Annotated in this window: 24 protein-coding genes; 13 read left to right on the forward strand and 11 right to left on the reverse strand. The window is 58.9% G+C overall.

Features of this window, described 5'->3' with window-relative positions; genetic code table 11:
* The first annotated feature begins 113 nt into the window (after positions 1-113).
* Genes FOY56_RS02890 through arsC form a run of 3 tightly spaced genes read left to right on the forward strand, consistent with a single transcriptional unit; the run spans position 114 to position 1,848 of the window.
* The gene (locus tag FOY56_RS02890; RefSeq protein ID WP_146344283.1) at positions 114-452 is read left to right on the forward strand and encodes a DUF952 domain-containing protein; all 339 of its coding nucleotides are present in this window, start codon (positions 114-116) and stop codon (positions 450-452) included.
* Complete coding sequence (locus FOY56_RS02895) at positions 449-1,507, forward strand: quinone-dependent dihydroorotate dehydrogenase (protein WP_146344284.1); 1,059 nt, start codon at positions 449-451, stop codon at positions 1,505-1,507. Before FOY56_RS02890 ends, FOY56_RS02895 begins: the two co-directional genes overlap by 4 nt.
* Positions 1,504-1,848: an arsenate reductase (glutaredoxin) gene (arsC, locus tag FOY56_RS02900; RefSeq protein ID WP_146344285.1), complete on the forward strand. Its 345-nt coding sequence runs from the start codon at positions 1,504-1,506 to the stop codon at positions 1,846-1,848. Before FOY56_RS02895 ends, arsC begins: the two co-directional genes overlap by 4 nt.
* Before the next feature lie 4 nt (positions 1,849-1,852).
* On the opposite strand, the gene FOY56_RS02905 is transcribed toward arsC, so the two are convergent.
* Genes FOY56_RS02905 through FOY56_RS02915 form a run of 3 tightly spaced genes read right to left on the reverse strand, consistent with a single transcriptional unit; the run spans position 1,853 to position 4,105 of the window.
* The gene (locus tag FOY56_RS02905) at positions 1,853-3,178 is read right to left on the reverse strand and encodes an MATE family efflux transporter (RefSeq protein WP_146344286.1); all 1,326 of its coding nucleotides are present in this window, start codon (positions 3,176-3,178) and stop codon (positions 1,853-1,855) included.
* The gene (locus FOY56_RS02910; RefSeq protein ID WP_146344287.1) at positions 3,168-3,689 is read right to left on the reverse strand and encodes a PaaI family thioesterase; all 522 of its coding nucleotides are present in this window, start codon (positions 3,687-3,689) and stop codon (positions 3,168-3,170) included. The genes FOY56_RS02905 and FOY56_RS02910 overlap by 11 nt, the downstream gene beginning before the upstream one ends.
* A complete protein-coding gene (locus tag FOY56_RS02915) occupies positions 3,686-4,105 on the reverse strand; it encodes a PaaI family thioesterase (RefSeq protein ID WP_146344288.1) in 420 nt (139 codons plus the stop codon). Before FOY56_RS02915 ends, FOY56_RS02910 begins: the two co-directional genes overlap by 4 nt.
* A gap of 119 nt (positions 4,106-4,224) precedes the next feature.
* On the opposite strand from FOY56_RS02915, the gene FOY56_RS02920 reads away from it, so the two are divergent.
* The 7 genes from FOY56_RS02920 to FOY56_RS02950 all read left to right on the forward strand — a co-directional run bounded on the left by FOY56_RS02920 (position 4,225) and on the right by FOY56_RS02950 (position 11,755).
* The gene (locus tag FOY56_RS02920; protein ID WP_146344289.1) at positions 4,225-4,593 is read left to right on the forward strand and encodes a MerR family transcriptional regulator; all 369 of its coding nucleotides are present in this window, start codon (positions 4,225-4,227) and stop codon (positions 4,591-4,593) included.
* A gap of 253 nt (positions 4,594-4,846) precedes the next feature.
* On the forward strand, positions 4,847-5,251 hold the full coding sequence (locus FOY56_RS02925) for a MerR family transcriptional regulator (protein WP_146344290.1): 405 nt from the start codon (positions 4,847-4,849) through the stop codon (positions 5,249-5,251).
* A gap of 42 nt (positions 5,252-5,293) precedes the next feature.
* The gene (locus tag FOY56_RS02930) at positions 5,294-7,069 is read left to right on the forward strand and encodes an acyl-CoA dehydrogenase C-terminal domain-containing protein (protein ID WP_146344291.1); all 1,776 of its coding nucleotides are present in this window, start codon (positions 5,294-5,296) and stop codon (positions 7,067-7,069) included.
* 55 nt (positions 7,070-7,124) lie between these two features.
* A complete protein-coding gene (locus FOY56_RS02935; protein ID WP_146344292.1) occupies positions 7,125-7,337 on the forward strand; it encodes a hypothetical protein in 213 nt (70 codons plus the stop codon).
* 329 nt (positions 7,338-7,666) lie between these two features.
* Positions 7,667-8,305: a glutathione S-transferase family protein gene (locus FOY56_RS02940; RefSeq protein ID WP_146344293.1), complete on the forward strand. Its 639-nt coding sequence runs from the start codon at positions 7,667-7,669 to the stop codon at positions 8,303-8,305.
* Positions 8,306-8,316: 11 nt separating this feature from the next.
* Positions 8,317-9,528 carry an acetyl-CoA C-acetyltransferase gene (locus tag FOY56_RS02945; protein ID WP_146344294.1) on the forward strand — a complete coding sequence of 404 codons (1,212 nt, stop codon included), beginning with the start codon at positions 8,317-8,319 and terminating at the stop codon, positions 9,526-9,528.
* 25 nt (positions 9,529-9,553) lie between these two features.
* On the forward strand, positions 9,554-11,755 hold the full coding sequence (locus FOY56_RS02950; protein ID WP_146344295.1) for a 3-hydroxyacyl-CoA dehydrogenase NAD-binding domain-containing protein: 2,202 nt from the start codon (positions 9,554-9,556) through the stop codon (positions 11,753-11,755).
* Between the two features lie 74 nt (positions 11,756-11,829).
* On the opposite strand, the gene FOY56_RS02955 is transcribed toward FOY56_RS02950, so the two are convergent.
* Both FOY56_RS02955 and FOY56_RS02960 read right to left on the reverse strand, forming a co-directional pair.
* Complete coding sequence (locus tag FOY56_RS02955) at positions 11,830-12,543, reverse strand: Hint domain-containing protein (RefSeq protein ID WP_146344296.1); 714 nt, start codon at positions 12,541-12,543, stop codon at positions 11,830-11,832.
* Between the two features lie 157 nt (positions 12,544-12,700).
* Positions 12,701-13,360, reverse strand: coding sequence for a sulfotransferase family 2 domain-containing protein (locus tag FOY56_RS02960; RefSeq protein ID WP_146344297.1), 660 nt, complete (start codon positions 13,358-13,360; stop codon positions 12,701-12,703).
* Positions 13,361-13,476: 116 nt separating this feature from the next.
* Here FOY56_RS02960 and FOY56_RS02965 point away from each other — a divergent pair, with 116 nt between their 5' ends.
* The gene (locus FOY56_RS02965; protein ID WP_146344298.1) at positions 13,477-15,102 is read left to right on the forward strand and encodes an AMP-binding protein; all 1,626 of its coding nucleotides are present in this window, start codon (positions 13,477-13,479) and stop codon (positions 15,100-15,102) included.
* Positions 15,103-15,203: 101 nt separating this feature from the next.
* A complete protein-coding gene (locus FOY56_RS02970) occupies positions 15,204-16,214 on the forward strand; it encodes a hypothetical protein (RefSeq protein WP_146344299.1) in 1,011 nt (336 codons plus the stop codon).
* Between the two features lie 6 nt (positions 16,215-16,220).
* Here the strand turns inward: FOY56_RS02970 and FOY56_RS02975 are convergent, their stop codons facing one another.
* The 5 genes from FOY56_RS02975 to FOY56_RS02995 form a co-directional block, all read right to left on the reverse strand.
* Positions 16,221-17,393 (reverse strand): SPOR domain-containing protein, encoded by a 1,173-nt coding sequence (locus FOY56_RS02975; RefSeq protein WP_146344300.1) that lies wholly within the window; start codon positions 17,391-17,393, stop codon positions 16,221-16,223.
* A gap of 67 nt (positions 17,394-17,460) precedes the next feature.
* Entirely contained in the window at positions 17,461-18,093 is a 633-nt protein-coding gene (upp, locus tag FOY56_RS02980; RefSeq protein WP_146344301.1) for a uracil phosphoribosyltransferase, read from the reverse strand.
* 61 nt (positions 18,094-18,154) lie between these two features.
* Positions 18,155-19,366 (reverse strand): phosphopentomutase, encoded by a 1,212-nt coding sequence (locus FOY56_RS02985; protein ID WP_146344302.1) that lies wholly within the window; start codon positions 19,364-19,366, stop codon positions 18,155-18,157.
* Positions 19,366-20,670: a thymidine phosphorylase gene (locus FOY56_RS02990; protein WP_146344578.1), complete on the reverse strand. Its 1,305-nt coding sequence runs from the start codon at positions 20,668-20,670 to the stop codon at positions 19,366-19,368. Before FOY56_RS02990 ends, FOY56_RS02985 begins: the two co-directional genes overlap by 1 nt.
* Positions 20,671-20,675: 5 nt before the next feature.
* A complete protein-coding gene (locus tag FOY56_RS02995; RefSeq protein WP_146344303.1) occupies positions 20,676-21,071 on the reverse strand; it encodes a cytidine deaminase in 396 nt (131 codons plus the stop codon).
* Between the two features lie 152 nt (positions 21,072-21,223).
* On the opposite strand from FOY56_RS02995, the gene FOY56_RS03000 reads away from it, so the two are divergent.
* A complete protein-coding gene (locus FOY56_RS03000; RefSeq protein WP_146344304.1) occupies positions 21,224-23,497 on the forward strand; it encodes an NADP-dependent malic enzyme in 2,274 nt (757 codons plus the stop codon).
* A gap of 2 nt (positions 23,498-23,499) precedes the next feature.
* On the opposite strand, the gene FOY56_RS03005 is transcribed toward FOY56_RS03000, so the two are convergent.
* The gene (locus FOY56_RS03005; RefSeq protein WP_146344305.1) at positions 23,500-24,567 is read right to left on the reverse strand and encodes a glycosyltransferase family 4 protein; all 1,068 of its coding nucleotides are present in this window, start codon (positions 24,565-24,567) and stop codon (positions 23,500-23,502) included.
* Positions 24,568-24,906: the final 339 nt, after the last annotated feature.

Genomic DNA, 24,906 nt, shown 5'->3' on the forward strand with positions numbered 1-24,906 from the left:
TGTTATTGTTGTCAGGATCGTGGCGCGCAATTTTGTCCCTGTCAAAGATTCCCCTACTTCCGCCTCGCCGGATCGTGCTTGAAATCAGGACGCGCACAAGGCATCACCACGTCATGCTGATCTATAAAATTTTCCGGGCGGACGAATGGGCCGCCTTGCAGAACGCTGGTGAAACACAAGGCGCGCCAATCGATGTCGCCGATGGGTTTGTCCATTTTTCCACGGCCACACAAGCTGCCGAAACTGCGGCCAAGCATTTCACGGGGCAAGATGGGCTGACGTTGTTGGCGGTCGAAACCGATGGTCTTGGCGATGATTTGAAATGGGAGGTATCGCGCGGCGATGCCCTGTTTCCGCATCTGTTCCGCACCTTGCGGATGACAGATGTGCTGTGGGCCAAGCCGATGCCGTTGGTCGACGGCACACATCAGTTTCCGGACGATATGGTATGACGTTTCTGGAACAGGTTGGTCTGGCCGTTCTGCACCGGATTGACCCGGAACAGGCCCATGATCTGTCGCATAAGGCGCTGCGCGCAGGTGTGCACCCCGGAATTGACCCGATCACCTCGCCTCGTCTTCAAACCACGCTGGCCGGGATCAAGCTGGCCAATCCGGTCGGGCTGGCCGCCGGGTTCGACAAGAATGCGACGTTGCTTGCCCCGCTGTCCCGCTGTGGATTTGGCTTTGTCGAAGTAGGCGCAGTCACCCCGCGCCCACAGCCCGGCAACCCCAAGCCACGGCTGTTCCGGCTGTCTGAAGATCGCGCTGCGATCAACCGGTTTGGCTTTAATAACGAAGGCATGAACGCTGCAGCGGGTCGGTTGTCAGCCCATGTGCGTACTGTTCCGGTCGGGCTGAACCTGGGGGCCAACAAGGACAGCGACGACCGTGCCAGCGACTTTGCCAAAGTACTGACCCGATGCGGCGCATCTTTGGATTTTGCCACCGTCAATGTGTCGTCGCCAAACACCGAAAAACTGCGCGATCTGCAAGGCAAAGAGGCACTTGGCGCTTTGCTGAGCGGTGTCATCACGGCCCGCGAGGCGCTTGAAAACCCGATCCCCGTGTTCCTGAAAATCGCCCCCGACCTGACCGACGACGAGTTGGCTGACATCGCAGCAGTTGCCCGCGAAACGGGCGTGGATGCGATCATCGCAACCAACACGACCCTGTCCCGCGACGGATTGCAAAGCCCGCACCGCGATGAAAAAGGCGGCCTGTCAGGCGTACCGTTATTCGAAAAATCGACCCGCGTTCTAGCCAAGCTGAGCGTTTTGACCGATGGGGCTATTCCCTTGGTCGGGGTGGGTGGCATTGAGTCGGCTGAACAGGCCTATGCCAAAATCTGCGCCGGGGCATCGGCGGTGCAACTTTATACTGCGCTGGTCTATCACGGCATGTCGTTGGTTCAGGAGATTGCAACAGGGCTGGACAGTCTGCTGACCCGCGACGGGTTTGCATCCGTTGCCGACGCCGTTGGCAGCAAACGGAGCGACTGGCTATGATCGAATACTGGCACAATCCGCGGTGTTCCAAATCCCGTGCCGGGCTGGCTTTGCTTGAAGACGCCGGAGCAGACCTGAATGTACGAAAATACCTTGAAGATGTACCATCTGTTGGTGATTTGAAAAGGGTTCAGCGCGCTCTTGGCGGCTTGCCCGTACTTCAGATGATGCGCACGGGCCAAAAGCGGTTCAAAGAGCTTGGGCTTGGAAAGACCGATACCGACGATGCCTTGCTGCAAGCCATGGCCGAAAACCCGATCCTGATCGAACGGCCCGTTGCCATCAAAGATGGTCGCGCCGTGATCGGGCGACCGCCGGAAAAAGTGCTGGACCTGATCTGATCCGTCAGGAGGCCTGAACCGTCGCCCGCTCAAGAGCCGGATATCTCACCCCAAGCGAAACACCCCGGGCGACGAACGAAAACAGCAAAGCGATCCACAATCCGTGGTTGCCATAACTCGGCACCAACACCAGCGCGACGGCCCCGAAGGCCAAGGCTGACAGGATCGACATGTTGCGCATGTCCCGCGTCCGGGTCGCCCCAATAAACACACCGTCCAGCATCCAGCTTGGCAAGCCCAGCAGTGGGACAAGCACCAGATAGGGCAGGAAGATACGTGCGGTGCTTTGCACGTCAGGGACCTTGGCCATCAAATCGACCAGATCAGCGCCAAAGAAAAACAACCCGGCACTCATCAGCACACAGCCAGCCAAGGACCAGACGGAACACAGCCAGATCCCGCGGCGCAACCGCGTTATGCTGGCCGCGCCCACAGCCTGCCCCACCAGTGTTTCCGCAGCAAATGCAAAGCCATCCAGCGCATAGGCAGCGGTTTCGATGAACTGCATCAGGATCTGGTTGGTGGCCAGCGTCACATCACCAAAGTCTGCACTGAGGAAGATGAAACTGACAAAGATCGACATTAACGCCAGCGACCGGATCAATATGTCGATGTTGACCTTCATCATCCGGGTCAGCCGAGCCCGGTCGAATATGCGGGGCCAGTCGTTCCATCCCTTGGTCCTGAACACGTCGCGGCAGAACCAAAGGCCCACAGCCAGACCTGACCATTCGGCAAGGAATGTTGCAAAGGCGACGCCAGGCACACCCCACCCCAAATGCAGAACGAACAGAAGGTCGAGCAGGATGTTCACCCCGTTCATCCACAGCTGCAGGGCAAAGACGGCCCGGGTCCGTTCCAATGCAATCAGCCAGCCGTTGATCCCGAACAATGCAATCGCCGCCGGTGCTGACCAGATGCGTATCGTCATGTAATCCCGGGCAAGGGTTTCGACTTCGGGCGAGGCTGGAGAGGCCCAGAACCCAAGCCAGAAGATCGGCAGCTGTAACAGGATCAACCCGACACCGCTGGCCACGCCAATCAGGATCGCCCGGGTCAGAAGTGCCGTGACCTCATCCCGATCACCTGCCCCATGGGCCTGACTGGTAAAGCCAGTCGTTCCCATCCGCAGAAATCCGAAGACCCAGTAAAACGTGGTAATGATGATGGCGCCGATGCCAACGGCCCCAATCGGCGCGGCCTGACCCAACTGGCCCACAACCCCGGTGTCGACCAGCCCCAGAATGGGAACGGTCGCGTTCGACAACACGATCGGCAGAGCAATGTTCAGAACGCGCCGATGCGTGATGTCGGACGCGTTAGCTGCCACCGTTGTCACTGGGGGACGGCATCAGAAAATGCCCGGTTGCCTGTGCATACAGCTTGTCGTGATGGTCCTGCCACGCCTCGACATGGACCGACGCATAGCGCCGCCCTGCCCGGCTGATCGTGGCACGGGCATACGCATCGCGTGGCAGACCCGACCGCAGGTAGTCGACGGTAAAGTCGATGGTCTTCGGCATCCTTGGCAGTTCGCCGTTGGCCATGGCCTCGGGATCCAGTGCGCCGGATTCGATCGCCGGAAAGTGGTGTGACCAACTTAGCGTGATGACCGAGGTCAGTTCCAGAAATGCCGCAGTCGCCCCGCCATGCAGGGCAGGCAGGAACGGGTTGCCGATCAGGTTCTCGTCAAAGTTCAGAATGCCGGTCAGCTCATCGCCGCGCCGGTCGAACGTGACACCCAGAAAGCGGGCATAAGGCACACCGCTGACAATGGCGCCCAGCGCGGCATCGCGCCGTTGTTTGACCACCTGAATGGGTTCGGGACGTTTCGCCATCAGAATTTCTTCTCCACGGTGAAGGCACCTGACGCCGTTGCGACAGGCCGGTCAGTGTCATCATCGACAGTCGTGGCCCGTACAAAGGCCACGTTGCGGGTCACATGATAGCATTCTGCCGTGGTCACGATGGTCTGGCCCGGCGTGGCTGCGCGCATATAGTCGATTCTCAAATCAATGGTGGCTGTCCCGCCAGGCGCTGCCGGATGGCTCATCACTGCTGCGCCGCAGCACGTATCCATCAGCGCTGACACAGCCCCGCCATGAATGACCCCTGTTTTGGGGTCGCCTATGAAGCGTTCGTCATAGGGCATGGAAATCACAGCACGACCGCCGCTGATGTCTTTCAACACCATGCCCAAGGCGCTTGCGTGCGGAATTGCCTCGATGAACTGCCGGGCTACGGCTACTTTGTCCATGTTCAGGCTCCTTGTCTGTCCGGGATCCTTTATGATCAGGCGTGATCGCAAAGAGCAAGCCCACCTGTTGCACTACTTGCTGCAAGCGCATAACGTTCGGCCATAAGGGAGACTGCCATATGACTGACGCCCGCCTGTCATTCAAAGAGATGTGCGCTGAGTTCGAAGTGACGCCGCGCACGCTCAGGTATTATGAGTATATTGAATTGCTGCAGCCTGACCGCGAAGGCCGGTCCCGATTTTACGGCGCCCGCGAAAGGGCCCGGATGATTCTGATCATGCGTGGGCGCAAATTCGGCTTCCAGCTTGAGGAAATCCGGCAGTGGTTGCTGATCTATGAAGAAGCAGGCACGCAGGCCCAGATCGATACATTCATCGAAATGGCTGACCGCCAGCTGAACGAATTGCACAACCAGCAGGCCCAGATCGAATCTGCCATCAAGGATCTGGTCCACTACCGGGACGAAGCCATGAAAGCGCGGGTCTGACCGGCCCTGCGCATCCAACCGCCGCCCCCTGAAGCCCTTGTTCCACCATTTCCTACTTGAAACACCCGCGCCTGAAACCAGTTTTCAGGTATAAGACGGGTATTTTCCCTGTGCCGCCACGTCGGATTTCTCTGATCCCACGTCACGAAGTGGTTTGACGTAACGTCCAACTTACGTAAACGTCAAGCAAGTGTTGTAAAGCGTGCGACCCAACCGCACCTCATGCGTACGACGACGCCGAAAAGAGGATGATATGACCGAAGAACGACAGATGACGATCCGCGAAATGTGTGACTCTTTCGATGTCACGCCGCGAACCCTGCGGTTCTATGAATCCAAAGAATTGCTGTTCCCGGAACGCGATGGCCAGAAGCGCCTGTATTCCAAGCGCGACCGCGCCCGTCTGAAACTGATCCTGCGCGGCAAGCGCTTTGGGTTCAGTCTGGAACAGATCCGGCAACTGCTGGACCTTTATCACATTGGCGACCAGCAGCACACGCAGCTGCAGCGCACCTATGACATTGCCTGTGACCGGCTGGCCGACATGGAACGCCAGCGCGAAGAACTGGATCAGGCGATCGACGAGCTGAAAGAACAGCTGGCATGGGGTGCCCAAGTGATCACCAATATGACCGAAACCCAGAAGGCGGCCAAATAAGCCGCTTCCTAAGACCCAATACCGCAGTTCAGGGAGTGAGACATGCCCACCTACACCGCACCGACCAAAGATATGCAGTTTATCCTGCACGACGTTCTGAAAATCGCCGACTCGGATGTCCCAGGCTATAGCGACCTGGAAAGCGACTTCACCGGCGCCGTTCTGGAAGAAGCCGGCAAGATCAGTTCCGAAGTTCTGCAGCCCCTGAACGCAATCGGCGACACAGAAGGCTGTACCTTTGAAAACGGCGTCGTCCGCACGCCAACCGGTTTCAAAGACGCCTTTGAACAGATGAAAGCCGGCGGCTGGACTGGTCTGGACATGCCCGAGCAGTACGGCGGACAGAATATGCCGTATGTTCTGGGCACCGCAGTGGGCGAGATGTTCTCGGCTGCCAACCAGGCGTTTGTAATGTATCAGGGCCTGACTCACGGTGCGGCCTCGGCGATCCTTGCCCATGGTACGGACGAGCAGAAAGACACCTACCTGCCAAAGATGGTGTCCTGTGAATGGACCGGCACCATGAACCTGACCGAGCCGCATTGCGGCACCGATCTGGGCATGATGCGCACCAAGGCTGAGCCGCAAGGCGACGGCAGCTATAAGATCTCGGGCCAGAAGATCTTTATCTCGTCCGGCGATCACGACATGGCCGACAACATTGTGCATCTGGTGCTCGCCAAGATTACCGGCGGCCCCGAAGGCATCAAAGGCGTATCCTTGTTCATCGTGCCAAAGTTCCACGTCAAAGAAGACGGCTCTTTGGGCGCCCGCAATGGCGTGTCGGTCGGCAAGATCGAAGAGAAGATGGGCATCCACGGAAACTCGACCTGCGTCATGGATTATGACGAGGCCACCGGCTACCTTCTGGGCGATGAGCACAAAGGCATGCGTGCCATGTTCACCATGATGAACGAAGCCCGTCTGGGCGTAGGCATGCAAGGCGTATCGCAAGCCGAAGCTGCGTATCAGAACGCTGTGGAATATGCCAAGGATCGCCTGCAGGGGCGCGACGTGACCGGTACCAAGAACCCCGACGGCCCGGCCGATCCGCTGATCGTGCACCCCGATATCCGCCGCAACCTGATGGACCAGAAGTCTTTCACAGAGGGCGCGCGCGCATTCCTTCTTTGGGGCGCAACCCTGATCGATCAGGCGCACCGTTCTGAAGACAAGGACGCCGATGGCCTGATCTCGCTGATGACCCCGGTCATCAAAGGCTTCCTGAGTGACGAAGGCTATGACATGACCGTGCAGGCTCAGCAGGTTTATGGCGGCCATGGTTATATCGAAGAATGGGGCATGTCGCAGTTCACGCGCGATGCTCGTATCGCGATGATCTATGAAGGTGCCAATGGCGTTCAGGCGCTCGACCTTGTTGGTCGCAAGCTGGCGCAGGACGGTGGCAAGCACGTGATGGCGTTCTTCGATCTGGTCAAGACCTTCTGCAAGGACAACGCCGAAGTCGACGGCATGGCCGAATTCGTGACGCCGCTGAAAACAGCCTCGAAGGACCTTCAGGGCGCAAGCATGTATTTCATGCAGAACGGTATGACCAATCCGAACAATGCGCTGGCCGGATCGTACGATTTCATGCACCTGTTCGGCCACGTGTGCCTGGGTTTGATGTGGGCCCGTATGGCCAAAGCCTCGCTTGAGGCGCTGGCAAATGGCACATCCGACAGGGCGTTCCATGAAACAAAGTTGACCACAGCCCGGTTCTATATGGCGCGCCGCCTACCAATGACGGCCACCCACCTGGCACGCATCAACACCGGTGCGGATACCATTATGGCGCTGGACGCGGCAAACTTCTGATACGGTACGGGCGGAGTTCAGGCTCCGCCCGACCCAGCCAGTCCGAGGAGAGGACATGCCCAAACGCTTTAAGCCGACCCGCCGGTTTCCGGTTGCCATGACTGAAGATGGCTATCGGCGGCTAAAATCCTTCGCCCGCGATGCCGGTCTGGATGAAGGGGAAGCGCTGTCGTTTCTGTTCGAGAACTTCAACAGCGTGATCAACGAGGAAAACCTGACCCACCGTTTGCGCCTGTTCAATTCGGAACTTGAGGCCCGTAAGCGGTAATCTGCAGACCTGCTGCGGGTTGGACTTGTGATTTCGACCTCTAGCGTAACCATCGATGCTGGATGCCTCCGGCGGGAGTATTTGGAAAGAGAAGATATCAAAAAAGGGGAATGCGCCCCACCGTTCAGATCTGATCTGTCTAGGACGCACTCAGTCCGGACGGCGGGGCGTCTCCTCTTGCGGTCATCGGCTCTCCAGCCTGTACCGCACCTGCAATCAAAGCGCGTTAAGGTTAATGCGCGGTTATTTCAGTGCAACTTTTTGTGCATCTTCTCTTTCCAAATACTCAAATACCGACATTGCCCAATGCGCCACGGGAGGACACTGGCATGACGATCAAACTGCATTGCTTTGGAGAAAGCGGGAATTCCTACAAGGCGGCTCTGGCGCTTGAGTTAAGCGGCCTGGACTGGGAGCCGGTGTTTGTCGATTTCTTCAAGGGTCAGGCCCGCACGCCAGAATATCGCGCCAACGTCAACGAAATGGGCGAAGCGCCGGTTTTGGTCCATGACGGTTTCAAAGTCAGCCAGTCTGGCTGCATCCAGGCTTATGTCACCGAGAAATCGGGCAAGTTCGGTGGCAAGACCCGTGAAGAAAATTATGAAATCCTGCGCTGGGTGCTGTGGGACAATCACAAGCTTTCCTCGCAAGCGGGCATGACCCGGTTTCTGATGAACTTCCTGCCTGAAGCACAGCGTAACGCAGATGTCATCGCGTTCGCGCAGGGCCGTTTGACGGCGGCATATCAAGTTCTTGAGAACCATCTCGAAGGCCGCGATTGGATCGTCGGTGACGGCGTGACCAACGCGGATCTGTCGTGCTGTGGTTACCTTTATTATCCCGAGCCTTTCGGTTTCGACCGTGCCGACTGGCCCAATATCGACGCCTGGCTGACCCGCTTGTCCGACCAGCCCGGCTGGAAACACCCCTATGACCTGATGCCCGGCAACCCGTCGGATCGTGCTTGAGGAGACTACCCATGACCGAAGCCTATATTTATGATGCGCTGCGCACCCCGCGCGGCAAAGGCCGCAAAGACGGCAGCCTGCACGAGGTGACCTCGCTGCGGCTGTCTGCGCTCACGCTGAACGCCATGAAGGAACGCAACAATCTTGAAGGCCACGCCGTCGAGGATGTGATCTGGGGCAACGTTACCCAGGTGATGGAACAGGGCGGCTGTCTGGCGCGCTCGGCCGTTCTGGCGTCTGATCTGGATGAATCCATTCCGGGGCTGGCGATCAACCGGTTCTGTGCGTCCGGTATGGAAGCCGTGAACCTGGCCGCGAACCAGGTCAAAGGTGGCGCAGGCGAAGCTTATATCGCTGGTGGCGTTGAGATGATGGGCCGTGTTGCGATGGGGTCCGATGGGGCCGCCATTGCGGTTGATCCAACGGTCGCCATGAAGACCTATTTCGTCCCACAGGGCATTTCGGCGGACATCATCGCCACAGAATACGGGTTCTCCCGCGCCGATGCCGACGCGTTGGCCGTCGAATCACAGCGCCGTGCCAAGGCCGCTTGGGATGACAACCGATTTGCCAAATCCGTCATCACCGTGACCGATCAGAACGGCTTGGCGATCCTGGACAAAGACGAATACATGCGCCCTCAAACGGACATGCAGTCGCTGGGGTCATTGAACCCTTCGTTCCAGATGATGGGCGAACAGATGCCCGGCTTTGATGCTGTGGCCCTGCTGAAGTATCCGCATCTGGAAAAGATCAACCACATTCACCACGCCGGTAATTCGTCCGGCATCGTGGACGGTGCCGCCGCCGTTTTGATCGGCAACAAGGAGTTTGGTGAAAAGCACGGTCTGAAACCACGCGCCCGCATCAAGGCCACGGCCAAGATCGGCACAGACCCCACCATCATGCTGACCGGCCCGGTTCCGGTGACCGAAAAGATCCTCGCCGACAATGGCATGACCATCGACGACATCGACCTGTTCGAAGTCAACGAAGCCTTCGCCTCGGTTGTGCTGCGCTTTATGCAGGCTTTCGATGTCGACAGCGACAAAGTCAACGTCAACGGCGGCTCGATCGCGATGGGTCACCCACTGGGCGCAACCGGCGCGATGATTATCGGCACATTGCTGGACGAACTGGAGCGGCAAGACAAACAAACCGGTCTGGCCACGTTGTGCATCGCATCCGGCATGGGTGCGGCCACAATCATCGAGCGCATGTGATCCGCAGGGAACAGGAAACAGAACAATGGCTGAATTTACGCTGACCAAAGACGCCGATGGCGTCGCACTTATCACCTGGGACGTACCGGGAAAGACCATGAACGTGATGTCGATCACCGGCCTGGCCGAGCTGAGCGACTGTATCGATGACGCGCTGGCCGATGATGCGGTCAAAGGCATTGTCATCACCTCGGGCAAGGACGGGTCGTTTGCTGGTGGCATGGATCTGAACTTGCTGGCCAAGATGAAGGAAGACGCCGGTGACAACCCGGCGCAGGGGCTGTTTGACGGCACCATGCAGATGCATGGGCTTCTTCGGAAGATCGAACTGGCCGGCATGGACCGCAAGACCAAGAAAGGTGGCAAGCCAATTGCAGCCGCCCTGCCCGGCACCGCCGCTGGTATTGGTCTGGAACTGCCGCTGGCCACGCACCGCATCTTTGTGAGCGACAACCCCAAGGCCAAATACGGCCTGCCCGAGATCCTTGTCGGGATCTTCCCCGGCGCAGGTGGCACAACCCGTCTGGTGCGCAAACTGGGCGCTATCGGGGCCTCTCCTTTCTTGCTGGAAGGCAAGATGGTTGATGCCAAGAAAGCCAAGGGCGCGGGCATCGTTGACGAAATCGCCGCCGATCCAGTTGCCGCTGCGCGCGACTGGGTGCTGAACGCGAAAGACGCCGATCTGGTGAAACCATGGGACGCCAAGGGCTACAAAATGCCCGGCGGTGCCCCTTATCACCCTGCAGGCTTCATGAACTTCGTTGGTGCCAGCGCTATGGTACACGGCAAAACCAAAGGTGCGTTCCCATCGCCCAAGGCCCTGCTGAGCGCCGTTTATGAAGGCGCATTGGTGGATTTCGACAACGCACTTAAGATCGAAGCCCGCTGGTTCACGCATGTTCTGATGAACCCGTCGTCGGGTGCGATGATCCGGTCGCTGTTCCTGAACAAGGAAGCGTTGGAAAAAGGCGCTGTGCGTCCCAAGGATGTCCCTGATCAGCGCGTCAAGAAGCTGGGCGTGCTGGGCGCTGGCATGATGGGCGCAGGTATCGCGCTGGTTTCGGCGCAGGCCGGTATGCAAGTTGTTCTGATCGACCGTGATCAGGAAGCGGCAGATCGCGGCAAGGCCTATACCGAGACGTATCTGGACAAGGGTATCAAGCGCGGCAAGGTCTCGGCGGACAAGAAAGACGCGATGCTGGGCCTGATCAACGCGACACCGGATCTGGAGCAGTTGAAAGACTGTGATCTGATCATCGAGGCCGTGTTCGAAGACCCTGCCGTGAAAGCCGAGATGACCAAAAAGGTCGAGGCGATCATCCCCGAAGACTGCATCTTTGCGTCCAACACTTCGACCTTGCCGATCACCGGTCTGGCCGAAGCGTCGGTGCGCCCCGAGCAGTTCATCGGCATCCACTTCTTTTCACCCGTCGAAAAGATGTTCCTGGTCGAGATCATCAAGGGCAAGGAAACTGGCCCGCGGGCGGTCGCCAAGGCTCTGGATTATGTCCGCCAGATCCGCAAGACCCCGATCGTCGTCAACGATGCGCGGTTCTTCTACTGCAACCGCTGCATCATTCCTTACGGCAACGAAGCCACTCGGATGGTGACCGAAGGTGTTGCGCCTGCTCTGATCGATCACGCCGCTCAGCAACTGGGCTTCCCTGTGGGACCGATCCAGTTGGGGGATGAAACCTCGATCGATCTGGCCACCAAGATCATGCGCGCGACCAAGGCGGCGATGGGCAACGCATACCCCGCCTCCGAGGCCGACGATCTGATCGTCTGGATGGAAGACAAGGGCCGTCTGGGCCGCAAGTCCAAGGCCGGTTACTTTGACTATGACGAAAAGGGCAAGCGTCTGGGATACTGGAAAGGCATCCACGACAAATACCCGCTGGCCGACGAGCAGCCCGATCTGATCGAAGTGCAGGAACGTCTGATGTTCGCTCAGGTGCTGGAAGCGGTTCGCGCGTTGGAAGAAGGCGTGCTGGAAGACATCCGCGAAGGCGATGTTGGCGCGGTTCTGGCCTGGGGCTTTGCGCCGTGGTCAGGTGGTCCGTTTGCCTGGCTCGACATCATCGGTGCCGAATACGCGGCGGCGCGGTGCGACGAGCTGACCGCGAAGTTCGGCGACCGTTTCGCCTGCCCGGCCCTGCTGCGCGACATGGCCGAGAAAGGCGAAACTTTCTACGAACGTTTCGATCCGGAAGCCAAAGCAGCCTAAATTTCGCAAAACTCTTTGCGAAACACAAAGAACCCCGGCGCAAATTGCGTCGGGGTTTTGCGTTTTTTTGGATGTCAGACCATTGTGCCTGGGCGTTCTCGGCTTTTCAGAACCGCAAAAATTTCTTCCGGGTGATAGGTCAACCCGGCGGGTTCAGCGTCATCCATGTGACAACTGACAAGGAACTTCGCGGCGCGCAGATTCAGAACCCGATACTCCGGATCACTCGATCTCACTCCGTCCAGCAGACTTCGGGGAGTCGGACAATGCGCCAGTAGCCCACCCTCGACATAGATTGCCTCGTCGTTGCGAAAGGCGAGCGTGGTCACGTTAATCTGTTCCCCCAGCGGGGCGAGGGTGATGCCGCGATGCCCCAGCAGGGCTTTGGCGGGCACAACGGCAAACGGATCGCCCATGTCATCCATGACAATGTCACTTTCCACCACAATGCCCTGATCCGGCATCAGCCACAGCGGGCGGCGGTTGCGCAACGCCCCCTCGGGAATCAAGACCGGACATTGATCGGTATGATGCAGGCGCGCAGGGACGTGTCGGATATCATGCTGGATATCAGCAATAGGCTGCATGCCATTGTCAAAGCTGAGAACCTTGTCACCGACATGAAGCTTCTCGACCGTCTGCCAGCCCAGGTTCGACACCACATGGGTCCCTGCGATGAACCCGGTCTGGCCAGTGATCAACACGCCATCCATAGATGTCGCGTCACCGCGCTCGAGCGGCTCATCCAAACCCATGGCCATCCTTGCCCATTCGAACACGTGCGTCATTCCTTACCCCAACGGTGCCAGTCTGTACCAGATTGATACCAAGGCCAGCGTTTACGATTCAAAAGGTAAGTTTGGGTCGATGCCGAGACGAAATTTTGTCATTGTCCACCACACAACCGCAATCCAGGTCGGTGAAGCAGGTTTTAGGAAAATTTGTCTACAATCCGCCCGGATCAAAGCAATATCCAAATTGCTGGATATCGTCTGCACACGCCTTGGCGACGGCCTCAGCCCCTGATTCCGAGTAATAGGTTCGGTAATCCCTTTCCCGCCCAGACGAATTGACATGCGGCAACTTCAGACGAAATCCGAGGTGATCAAACAGCGGCTGCGCGTCCTGATCGAACTGTTCGATCCGGATATAGGATGCACATTGTGCCCGCCCGCCCGAGCGCCGCATATACGACTCAGCCGGCGTTGCGCGAAAGCTGGCAAGTGTATTCGGGTGCGTGATGAACCCGTCGAACGCGTTATTCTTCGCCAGTTCGACAGCTGGATGATCAAACGACTGCTGTTTGAGCCAGTGATAATAGCTGACCGCCCGGTCCCACGGGTTGCGCACCAATGTAAAGGCGAACAGCCGGTCCAACTCGGAATCCGGCACAAGCCCTTCGATATCGGATAGGGTCGAATGCTTCCACAACCGGCCCCGCGCCTGATCCGCCAGCACCTTGCGCCGCCGTTTCAGCGCCTTGGGCGTGTCCCCCAGCATGATATCATCTTTCATCGCGCGCGCCTCAAGGGCCAGCGCCAGTGACGTCCCGCCTGTCTTGGGAATATGGATGAAAACGTAACCGCGCCCGGGGCTGAGGATCATGGCCTTACCCTATCGCATCCTCAACGGCTCGCAACGCCTGCACCATGCAATTTCGACTTGCTTAACCCACCAATCCGGCGCGACAACATAGAAGGGAAGATCAACAGGAGGATCCTATGGGGTGGATGTCGGATGAGACCGGTCTGGGCAAGACAGCGGCGAACTATGTTCCGCTGACGCCTTTGTCAGCCCTGCAACGCGCAGCACATGTTTTTGCCAATGAAATGGCAGTGATCTATGGCAAGCATCGCAAAACCTATGCCGAATACTTTGACCGCGTCACCCGACTGGCCAGCGCGCTGGCGGCAATGGGCGTCAAACCCGGTGATGTTGTTGCAACGCTGATCCCCAACCTGCCCGCTCAGGTCGAGGCGCATTTCGGTGTCCCCGCCTGTGGCGCTGTCCTCAACGCGATCAACACGCGGCTGGATGTCCACACCGTCGCCTATATCTTTACCCATGGTGAGGCCAAGGTCGCACTGGTCGACAGCCAGTTCATTTCACTCGCAGAAGAGGCCGTCGCGCAAATGGATGGTCCCGGCCCGATCCTAATCGAAGTGCCCGACGACGAAGCGGGGTTTCCGGCCAGCGGGCGACACGCGACGTACGAAGACGTGCTGGGCAATGCCCCGCATGATTTCGACTGGATCATGCCGCAGGATGAATGGGAAAGCATCGCGCTGAACTATACCTCTGGCACCACAGGGAAGCCCAAAGGCGTGGTGTATCACCACCGCGGGGCCTATCTGAATGCGATGGGTCAGGTGATCAGTTGGCGTATGGTCCTACGTCCGAGATACCTGAGCATCGTACCGCTGTTCCACTGCAACGGCTGGTGCCACGCCTGGATGATGCCGATGGTGGGCGGGACATTCATCTGTTGTCGCGACACCACCGCGCCTGCCATTTTCGACGCTATCGCGGACGAAGGTGCCACCCATTTCGGCGGTGCCCCCATCGTGCTGAACATGCTGGTTAACGCGCCTGACAGCGAACGACGCAGCTTTGATCAAACTGTCGAAGTTTTTACCGCCGGTGCGCCCCCCGCCCCGGCCACATTGGCCAAGATCGAACCAATGGGTTTCCACGTCACCCAGGTCTATGGCCTGACCGAGGTCTATGGACCGGCAACCGAATGCACCTGGGGTCCGCATTGGGAGCATCTGGAAGGTGATGATCGCGCCAAGATCAAGGCCCGTCAGGGCGTGGCAATGCCGATCTTCGAGCACATTACCGTGGTTGATGACGAAATGACCCAGATCACCATGGATGGCGAAACGCAGGGCGAAATCGTGATGCGTGGCAACGGAGTCATGAAGGGATATTTCAAGAACGTCGAAGCCACTGAAGAGGCCTTCAAGGGGGGCTATTTCCACAGCGGCGACATCGCGATCCAACACCCGGACGGCTATATGCAGATCACAGACCGGGCCAAGGACATCATCATATCGGGCGGCGAAAACGTCAGCTCGGTCGAAGTCGAAGCAACGTTGATGGAGCATCCTGACGTGTTGCTGGCGGCGGTTGTGGCCAAACCGGACGAGAAATGGGGCGAAGTGCCATGCGCGTTTGTGGAACTGAAACCGGACGCATCAGTTGACGAAGCCGGTCTGATCGCGTTTACCCGCGCAACCCTTGCTGGGTTCAAGACGCCCAAGAAGGTGGTGTTTCAGGAACTCCCGAAAACCTCGACCGGCAAGATCCAGAAATTCGCCCTGCGCGATCAGGCCAAAGGGCTTTGAAGGGGCACGCCACCCTTTTGCCGATGTGTATGAAGCTGTTTGCCGCCGGGTGGCGGGCCGTATAGGGTGACGAAAACAAGATACGGGCAGACACAGGCGCAATGACGGCCCTCAAAGAATATCAGCGGCTCGAAGCGACCGGGTTGTGGCGAGCAACTCCTGAAGATCAACGGCGCGAAGTGGTCGTGTCGATTGGCGACGCAACGCTGACCATTTCGGATCTGAACGACCGGGCGCTGACGCATTGGTCGCTGGCGGCGGTCATCCGTGTCGGTGACGATTTGCCTGCAGTGTACCACCCCGACGGCGACCCCGACGAAACCCTTGAGCTTGAAGACAGCGAAGCCGCGATGATCGACGCGATTGAACGGCTGCGTAATGCTATCGAACGCAGCCGTCCGCGCCCCGGTCGACTTCGTCTGTTTGCCAGCATCGGCATAACGGCAGTGGTTGTCCTGTTGGTCGTATTCTGGCTACCGGGGGCTTTATTGCGCCACACTGTGAGCGTCGTTCCGACGATCAAGCGAAATGAAATCGGCGACGCGGTTCTGGCCCGGATTGAGCGAGTGGCGGGCCGGGCCTGCAGCACGGGTGACACCGGCCCGATCCTCGAACGGCTGGCAATCCGCACGGGTATGCGCCAGTTGGTTGTGCTGGACACTGGCGTTCAAAGCACAGCGCTGTTGCCCGGCGGGATCGTATTGCTGAACAAGGCGCTGATCGAAGACCACGAAGACCCGGCTGTAGTTGCAGGATACGTCCTGGCCGAACGCGCCCGTGCGATGTCCGAAGATCCGTTGGTAGAGTTGCTGTCCTATAGCGGGCCTGCCGCAACGTTCCGTCTGCTCACCACGGGTTCACTGACGAAAGAGACGATTGATCGGTACGCCGAATGGATAACCCTGCGGCCGCGCCCGGCACCCATGGACGAAGACATTCTGGCCTCCTTTGCGCAGACCGGAATTTCCACGACGCCCTACGCCTATGCCGTCGATATCACCGGCGAAACCGTCTTTGGCCTGATTGAGGCTGATCCGATGGCCGGAAAACAGCAAATCCCGGTCATGCCTGACCGGGACTGGGTACTACTGCAAAGCATCTGCGGCGGTTAATCCAACTTATTTGTGATCGGCCGTATCAACAGACATGGACGGCGTCACAACCGGCGTCCCTGCGCTTGGAGCCGAACGGGTTGAAATGCGCCAAAAACCTGGCTCTTTCGCCTCGGCGGCGGACTTGGCCGTTGCCTCGGTTAGTGTGATCACGGGGCGCGTGCTCTCAAACGGAACAAGTGTTCGCGGCACGGTTTGGGTCCAGATCAGGTCAGACTGTGCGTCGCCCTGTGCATTGCGATAGGCCCGGTTCGGGTTCAAGCGATCATCTTCACGCTCAACCCTACGATACCCGCGCGGGACCATAATGCCGGTCTGGATCGAAGCGGCATTCGCCGTACGCTCGGCCCGATAAGGGTTAAGACGGTCATCCTGCCACACGGTGCGATAACCTGATGGAACAACGACATCGCGGGTGTTCTGGCGGTTCTCGTAAACGTGGCGCGGCACGATGCGCGTTTTCGGGTCGATCACCAGTGACGACGACTTGTCCCACCCCGAGCCATATGTGACCGGCGCTTCGGTTTGGGGACCACATCGTACGCCTTGCTTGTTGATGAACTGCTGGCTGAAGGTCGAAGCGTTGGAACATCCGCTGGCCGGCGCACTGGGTGCAGGGGCAACCGGCACCACCTTGGTTGTGGTGCGGGGCGCGGTGGTCACGGTTGGCGCCGTGGTCGTGGTCGGGCGCGCCGTTGTTGTCTTGGTCGTGGTGACAGTCCGCGGCTTGGCCGCAGCGACCGCAGCAGGGGCCGGCACCGGCTTCGGTGTGGCCTTGGGCGCTGCCGGAGCCGGAGTTGGGGCTTTGGTCGCGGTTTTGGTTGTTGGGGCAACTGTCTTGGCTTTGGCCGAAGATTTGGGCTGTTGCGAGGCCGGTAGCGTGATCTGCTCGACCGAGGCCGATTTTGCCGGTGCTGACGTCGAACCAGCCACGGCCGTCGGCTTGTATCCGCAGACTTGCTTGCGATCCCGGCTGACCCGCGGCACCCAAGTTGTGTTCCCATCTATGCCTGCGCGAATGTAGATGCAGCCACGACTATCGACATATTGTTTGCCGGAATAGGAGGACGGTGGAAATTCAGCCGGAGGCGACGCTTTGCGCAAGGACTGCGCATTTAGTGTCGTAAGCCCGACAGAGGTCGCCATAACCGCAACCGCAATAACTCTTGTAACTTTCATCCTTGCCCCCACAAGATTTGGTGTGAGAATGCAACAAAAGCGTAAATGAGTAAAGTGCCCTGTTCGGCTATTTCGTGCCAAACATGCGGTCTCCGGCGTCGCCGAGGCCGGGCAAAATATATCCCTTTTCATTCAACTGGCGATCAACCGCTGCAGTAACGATCGGCACATCAGGATGCGCTTCTTTCATCCGCGCGATTCCTTCCGGTGCGGCCAGCAAACACAGGAAACGGATATTGGTTGCACCTGCTTGCTTCACGAGATCAACCGCCGCCACTGAACTGTTGCCAGTGGCCAGCATCGGATCGACCAGGATCACCAGACGGTCGTTCATCCCGTCAGGAACTTTGAAGTAATATTGAACCGGTTTCAGCGTTTCTTCGTCGCGATACAGACCCACGAAACCGACCCGCGCCGACGGGATCAGTTCAAGTACACCGTCCAGCATCCCGTTGCCGGCCCTCAGGATCGACACCAACGCCAGTTTCTTACCCGCCAGGATCGGGGCATCCATCTCTTCCATCGGGGTTTCGATGGCCCGGGTGGTCAGTGGCATCTCGCGCGTGACCTCATAGGCCAGCAACTGCGTGATCTCGCGCAGCAATCGCCGAAAGCTTGCGGTCGAGCTGCCTTGATCCCGCATCAGGGTCAGCTTGTGCTGAACCAGCGGATGATCGACGACGGTCAGGTGGTCACTCATGGCTTCTCTCCCGAAATGTGCGGGCCCTTTCTAGGGTCAGACGTCACCGGGCCGCAAGGGCTCAGAGGAAACTTCGCCCCGGACCTTGCGATGAGACGCCCAGGTGTTGCGCAACCGAGGCTGCGACATCGGCAAACGCCACCTGCCCCAAGGCCCCTGCCCCGCATCCCGCGACCAGTACCGGCACCCGTTCCCGCGTGTGATCGGTGCCGCTCCAGCTGGGGTCGTTGCCATGGTCTGCGGTGAACAGCATCATATCGCCCGGACGTAAGCGGGCCAGAACCGGCCCGATGGCGGCATCAAACCATTCAAGCGCCCGCGCATAGCCGGCGATATCGCGGCGGTGGCCATACAGGCTGTCGAACTCGACAAAGTTGGCGAAGGTCAGGCTGCCGTCCTCAGCCGTATCGACAAGGTTCGACAGGTGCCCCATCAACGCGGCATCGCTGCCTTTGACGACCGTGTCGATCCCCTGCATCGAAAAGATATCGCCGATCTTGCCCACGGCATGCACCTTGCGCCCCGCATCCTGCACCCAGTTGGTCAACACTGGTTGGGGTGGCGTGATCGCAAAATCCTTGCGGTTGATGGTTCGTGTGAAACCGATGTCCACATCACCAACAAACGGGCGCGCAATCACGCGCCCGACCTTCATTGCGTGCAGCATCGGTGCCAGGTCCGCGCAAAGCTGCAACAACCGATCCAGCCCGAAAGCCTCTTCATGCGCGGCGATCTGAAACACGCTATCGGCAGAGGTATAACAGATCGGCCAACCCGTTCGCAGATGGTCGGCCCCCAGCCGCGCGATGATCTCGGTCCCCGACGCATGACAATTGCCCAGAATCCCATCGGTTCCTGCCGCCCGTGCGGCGGCTTGCGACACGTCTTCGGGAAAGGCCGGATATGCATCGGGAAAAAAAAACCAGTCCCATGGAACCGGTAACCCTGCGAGTTCCCAATGCCCTGACGGAGTGTCCTTGCCCGGCGATTGTTCGGTTGCGCCCCCCCACAGACCCGCTGGTTTGGCCTCCAGCCCCGGTGCGGCCTGCCCCGAGGCCAGTTCAGCCGCCGCGCCCAATCCCAGCGCATCGAGGTTGGGCATCTTCAAAGGTCCGCTGCGCCCGTCTTCTGCACGCCCGTCGGCGCAGGCCTCGGCAATATGGCCCAACGTGTTGGCACCCGTATCCGGCAGGTCGCGGTTGAAAAACTGATCCGCATCCGGTGCCCCGCCAATGCCAACGGAATCCAGAACCACAAGAAACGCACGCGCCATCAGCCCACCTTTTCCACAACCAAAGGCGGCGCGTTTCCTGGCGCGTCGCCGATCAGGATCGCCGCCCGCACGGCGGCCTCGGCCGCGCGCGCGGCGTCTTCGCGCGCCGCATGAATGACCGCCAAAGGCGCGCCTTTTTCGACCCGGGCGCCCAATCGGGCGACCCCCGACAGACCAACGGCCGGGTCCACGATATCGCTTTCAACCTGCCGCCCGCCGCCAAGCGCCACGACGGCAAGCCCCAGCGCCTCACCATCGATTCCGGCGACAAACCCGGCTTCCCGCGCGGTCACTTCGCGTATAACCGTGGCTTCCGGCAAAAACCTGAGCGGGTCATCGACAAAACCCAGCGGGCCACCGACCGCAGCGATCATCCGACCGAACCGGTCTGCGGCCCGGCCATCCGCAATCACCGCCCGCACATGATCGGCCCCGGCTTTGGCAGTGTCCGCAAGGCCTGCATCGGCCAGAACCACACCACCCAAAACCGCCGAAATCTCGGCCAACGGACCATCCGCTGTCCCGGTCAGAACCCGCATCACCTCAATCACCTCAAGTGCGTTGCCCAAGGCAGGGGCCAAAGGCTGGCTCATGTCGGAAATCACGGCGGAGGTTTTGCACCCGGCTGCATTCGCGGTATTACACAAGGCCTGCGCCAGGGCGCGCGCCTCATCAGGTGTCTTCATAAACGCGCCGCTGCCAGTCTTGACGTCCAGCACCAGCGCATCTGGTCGCGCTGCCAGCTTTTTTGACAGGATGGACGCTGTGATCAGATCCAGACTTTCCACCGTTCCAGTGACATCGCGGATCGCATAAAGGCGTTTGTCGGCTGGCGCGATCCGGGCTGACGCGCCTACAATCGCGCAGCCGGTCTTTTTCACCAATCGCTGCAACCGTTCGGTCGAGACGGATGTGGTCACACCGGGGATCGCTTCCAGTTTGTCCAGCGTTCCGCCCGTATGCCCCAGCCCGCGACCGGATATCATCGGCACATAGGCCCCGCATTCGGCCAGAGCGGGGGCCAGAATCAGCGACACACAATCGCCCACGCCTCCAGTTGAGTGCTTATCGACCACCGGGCCATCCAAATCCCAGGTCAGCACCTCGCCGCTGTCGCGCATTGCCAGCGTAAAGGCCGCACGGGCGCCGTCGCCCAGCCCGCCCATGCACACAGCCATCGCAAATGCGCCAGCCTGCGCATCGCTGACGGTCTGATCAGCCAACCCGTTTGCAAACCACCCGAGTTCTTCGGTTGTCGGTGCCTCGCCCCGGCGCAATTTGACGATGATCGACCGTGCATCCATGGCTGTCATGTGTCCACCATGTGATCTGCATTGAACGCACCTGGAAGCAGTTCGCCCAGTGACATCACCATTTCCGTGCCGCTTGCGGTTGCCATGGTGACCTTGACATCGCCCGCGCCAAATTCGGCCAGTTTCTGACGACAGCCGCCACATGGAGTCACCGGAACCGGCGACTGAGCCACGACATAAACCTCACTCAACTCGGTTTCGCCAGCCGCCACCATTGCAGCAATCGCGCCCGCCTCGGCGCAGGTGCCTTCGGGATAGGCAACGTTTTCGACATTGCAGCCCGCGTAAATCACGCCCGAAGCTGACCGGATCGCTGCGCCAACCTTGAAGTTTGAATATGGTGCATACGCGTTTTGCGCCACTGTCACCGCTGCCGATCTGAGATCACTCAAGTCCACACCCCATTCGTTTATTGGTTTTGAGCATCGTCCCAATCCCGCCGCGACGATGCAAGGGGGAACCTGCGACACCGTTTCTCAGAATCTTCGGTATCATCGAAATCAAATGTAGTTTAATGCTAAACTATATTTTGGAGGAGCGCCCGATGTCCAAAAATGAAACCCTGCGCCAAGCGGCGTTATTCTATCACGAACACCCAAAACCCGGTAAGCTTGAGATCCGCGCGACCAAGCCCATGGCCAACGGGCGCGACCTGTCGCGGGCCTATTCCCCTGGCGTCGCCGAGGCCTGCCTTGAGATCAAAGACAACCCGGCCAACGCAGCCCGCTATACCTCGCGGGCCAATCTGGTGGCCGTGGTGACGAACGGAACTGCGGTTCTAGGACTGGGCAACATCGGCGGGCTGGCCTCAAAACCGGTGATGGAGGGCAAGGCCGTTCTTTTCAAAAAATTCGCCAACATCGATTGTTTTGACATCGAACTGGATGAACCCGACCCGGAAAAGCTGGCCGATATTGTTTGCGCCATGGAACCGACCTTCGGCGCCATCAACCTGGAAGACATCAAAGCACCCGATTGTTTCATCGTCGAAAAGATATGCCGCGAGCGGATGAATATCCCGGTATTTCATGACGACCAGCATGGTACAGCCATCGTTGTCGGGGCGGCCGCCAAGAACGCGCTTCATGTTGTCGGCAAAGCTTTTGAAGACATCAAGATCGTCTCGACCGGTGGTGGCGCCGCTGGAATCGCTTGCCTGAACATGCTGCTGAAACTGGGCGTGCAGCGTAAAAACATCTGGCTGTGTGATATCCACGGGCTGGTTTATGAAGGCCGGGCCGAAGACATGAACCCCGAAAAGGCAGCCTTTGCCCAACCCAGCGACCTGCGCACATTGGATGACGTGATTGGCGGGGCCGACATGTTCCTGGGCCTGAGCGGGCCCAACGTGCTGAAGCCTGAAATGGTCGCAAAGATGACCAAGCAACCCATCATCTTTGCACTCGCCAACCCCAACCCTGAAATCCTTCCCGAACTGGCACGAGATGTCGCGCCCGACGCCGTGATCGCCACAGGGCGAAGCGATTTTCCTAATCAGGTCAACAACGTCCTGTGTTTCCCGTTCATCTTCCGCGGTGCACTTGACGTTGGCGCGACCGAGATCAACGATGAAATGCAACTGGCCTGCATCGATGGTATCGCCGAACTGGCCCGTGCCACAACCAGCGCCGAAGCAGCTGCGGCCTATAGCGGCGAACAGTTAACCTTTGGCGCAGACTACCTGATCCCCAAGCCGTTTGACCCCCGTCTGGTGGGCGTCGTGTCGTCCTCTGTGGCCAAGGCTGCAATGGATAGCGGTGTCGCCACCCGCCAGATCGACGACCTGGAAGCGTATAAAGAAAAACTTAACCAGACTGTATTCAAATCAGCTCTGCTGATGCGCCCTGTGTTCGATTCGGCGCGCGCGGCTTCGCGCCGGATCGTGTTCTGCGAAGGCGAAGATGAACGCGTTCTGCGCGCGGCTCAGGCCGTTCTGGAAGAAACCACCGAAACCCCGATCCTGATCGGTCGCCCCGACGTGGTCGAACAGCGCTGTGAACGGCTGGGCCTGAACATCCGCCCAGGCGATAATTTCGAACTGGTGAATCCGGAAAACGATCCGCGGTATTATGATTATTGGAGCAGCTATCATCAGGTGATGCAGCGCCGCGGCGTCACGCCGGATCTGGCCAAGGCCATCATGCGCACCAACACCACCGCGATCGGCGCGATCATGGTGTATCAGAACCATGCAGATTCTCTGATCTGCGGCACCTTCGGCGAATACCTCTGGCATTTGAACTATGTCAATCAGGTGCTGGGCACCGAAGACCTTCGCCCACATGGCGCGCTGTCGCTTATGATTCTGGAAGACGGCCCTCTGTTCATCGCGGATACGCAGGTGCACCAGTATCCCGCCCCCGAGAATCTGGCCGAAATCGCCATAGGAGCGGCCCGGCATGTGCGCCGCTTTGGACTGGAGCCCAAGATCGCCTTCTGTTCGAAATCCCAGTTCGGCAATCTGCAAGAAGGCTCGGGCAAGCGTTTGCGCGACGCCATCGCACTTCTGGACAGCGAGCCGCGCGATTTCGTGTACGAAGGCGAAATGAACGTCGATACCGCGCTGGACCCGGATTTGCGCCAGCGGATCTACCCCAACTCGCGCCTTCAGGGCGCCGCCAACGTGCTGGTGTTTGGTGAGGCGGACGCAGCCAGCGGCGTGCGAAACATCCTGAAACATCGGGCTGGTGGGCTGGAAGTCGGCCCAATCCTGATGGGTCTGGGCAACAAAGCCCATATCGTGTCGCCATCTATTACGGCGCGCGGTCTGCTAAACGTTGCGGCCATCGCAGGTACACCGGTGGCACAATACGGTTAGACTTAACCCGCCACAGCGCGAAAGGTCTGATCAAGGGTTGCGGCAAACGCATCGATATTAATCCGGGCTTCGGCCAGACCCCGGGCACGGCGGCGCATCTGCGCCGCTTCATCCGAAGCACCACAAACCGCTGAAACCGCGGCCCGCCAGCCGTTCGGGTCTCCTGGCGAGACCCAATAGCCAACGGCCTCAGTCTCAAGGTCGATCCCGATATAGGGATTTCTGGTCGCGATGACCGGCAAACCCGAGGCAAGCGCCTCGCTCACGGCGGTCAGCCCGATGGCGTTATTGCCGCGCGACTGATCCATCGCAATTGGCAGCACAAGCCCGTGAAATTCGGGCAGGATGCGGGCGAATTCGCGCCAGTCGATCCAGTCTGACCGGATATTAAGCCGCCCCGCCGCTTCGGGCGGCAGATCGACATCGATGGTCTTCCCGGCCCCCAGAATGGTCAGCCGCGCCTTGTCGAACGGAAAGCCATGGATCAGCGTATGGAAGTCCCGAAAGCTCTTGCCGACAGACACAAAATGCGGATCACCCGCAGGCACATCTGGCGCGCAGATATAATGCCGCAGGTCCACACCCCAGCGGATTTGGCCGAGACGTTCAGGGTCCATCCCAAGCTGGATGAAATCTGCCTCCATCGCGTCGCTCAGACATAGCAGTTTGTCTAATCCACCAACCAACGCGCGTGTCCACATCTTGTAGATCGCGCCGCTTGACCGGGGTGATTGATATCCCACGGCCACCACCGGCGTTTTCAACAACCCCATTGACCGCAGCGACGCCAGGCCGCTTACCGTCGGCTGATGGCCACAATAGATCACATCGAATTGGCTGGCTTGATCCAGAACGCGTTTTTGCAGGTCAAGATCGCCAAGAACACGGGTCTTGCGCGACAGCGATTTCAACGCTGCGCTACCCTCGTAGTCCAGATAGGTGACATCATGGCCCAACCGCTGCAGTTCCGGGCATCCCCACAGGTGTTGCGAGGGCGCGTTCTGCCCTTCGGCGTTCCATTCATCGGCAATGGATTTGATATCGTAATTATTGAACGCGAGAACGCGCATGATTTCCCCCGATTTGGCCCCGACTTGACGCTGATCTGACGTGATCCTCACCCAAGAGGATTGAAAACGCCAAGTAAAGCATCTGATTGGTTTGAGCGGTCTTTTGGGGCCCGTCCGGTGACAATGCCACTGCTCACGCCCCCATTGAGGCCATTTCAAATCAACATCGTAGTGTCACGCCAATCGATTCCCGGTCACACAGAAATTCGCAACTGCACTTGGTTAAACTTTGCAAACCTTAAAGCAGCGCGCGGAAAAGCTGCATAACCAGTTCGGATTTGCAAAACTTTGCAACGTAATCCCTGCAAGATATGCAAATTTCTTGCGATAATCTGACGC

It is taken from the genome of Falsiphaeobacter marinintestinus (assembly GCF_007923355.1).
Lineage (GTDB): Bacteria > Pseudomonadota > Alphaproteobacteria > Rhodobacterales > Rhodobacteraceae > Phaeobacter_A > Phaeobacter_A marinintestinus.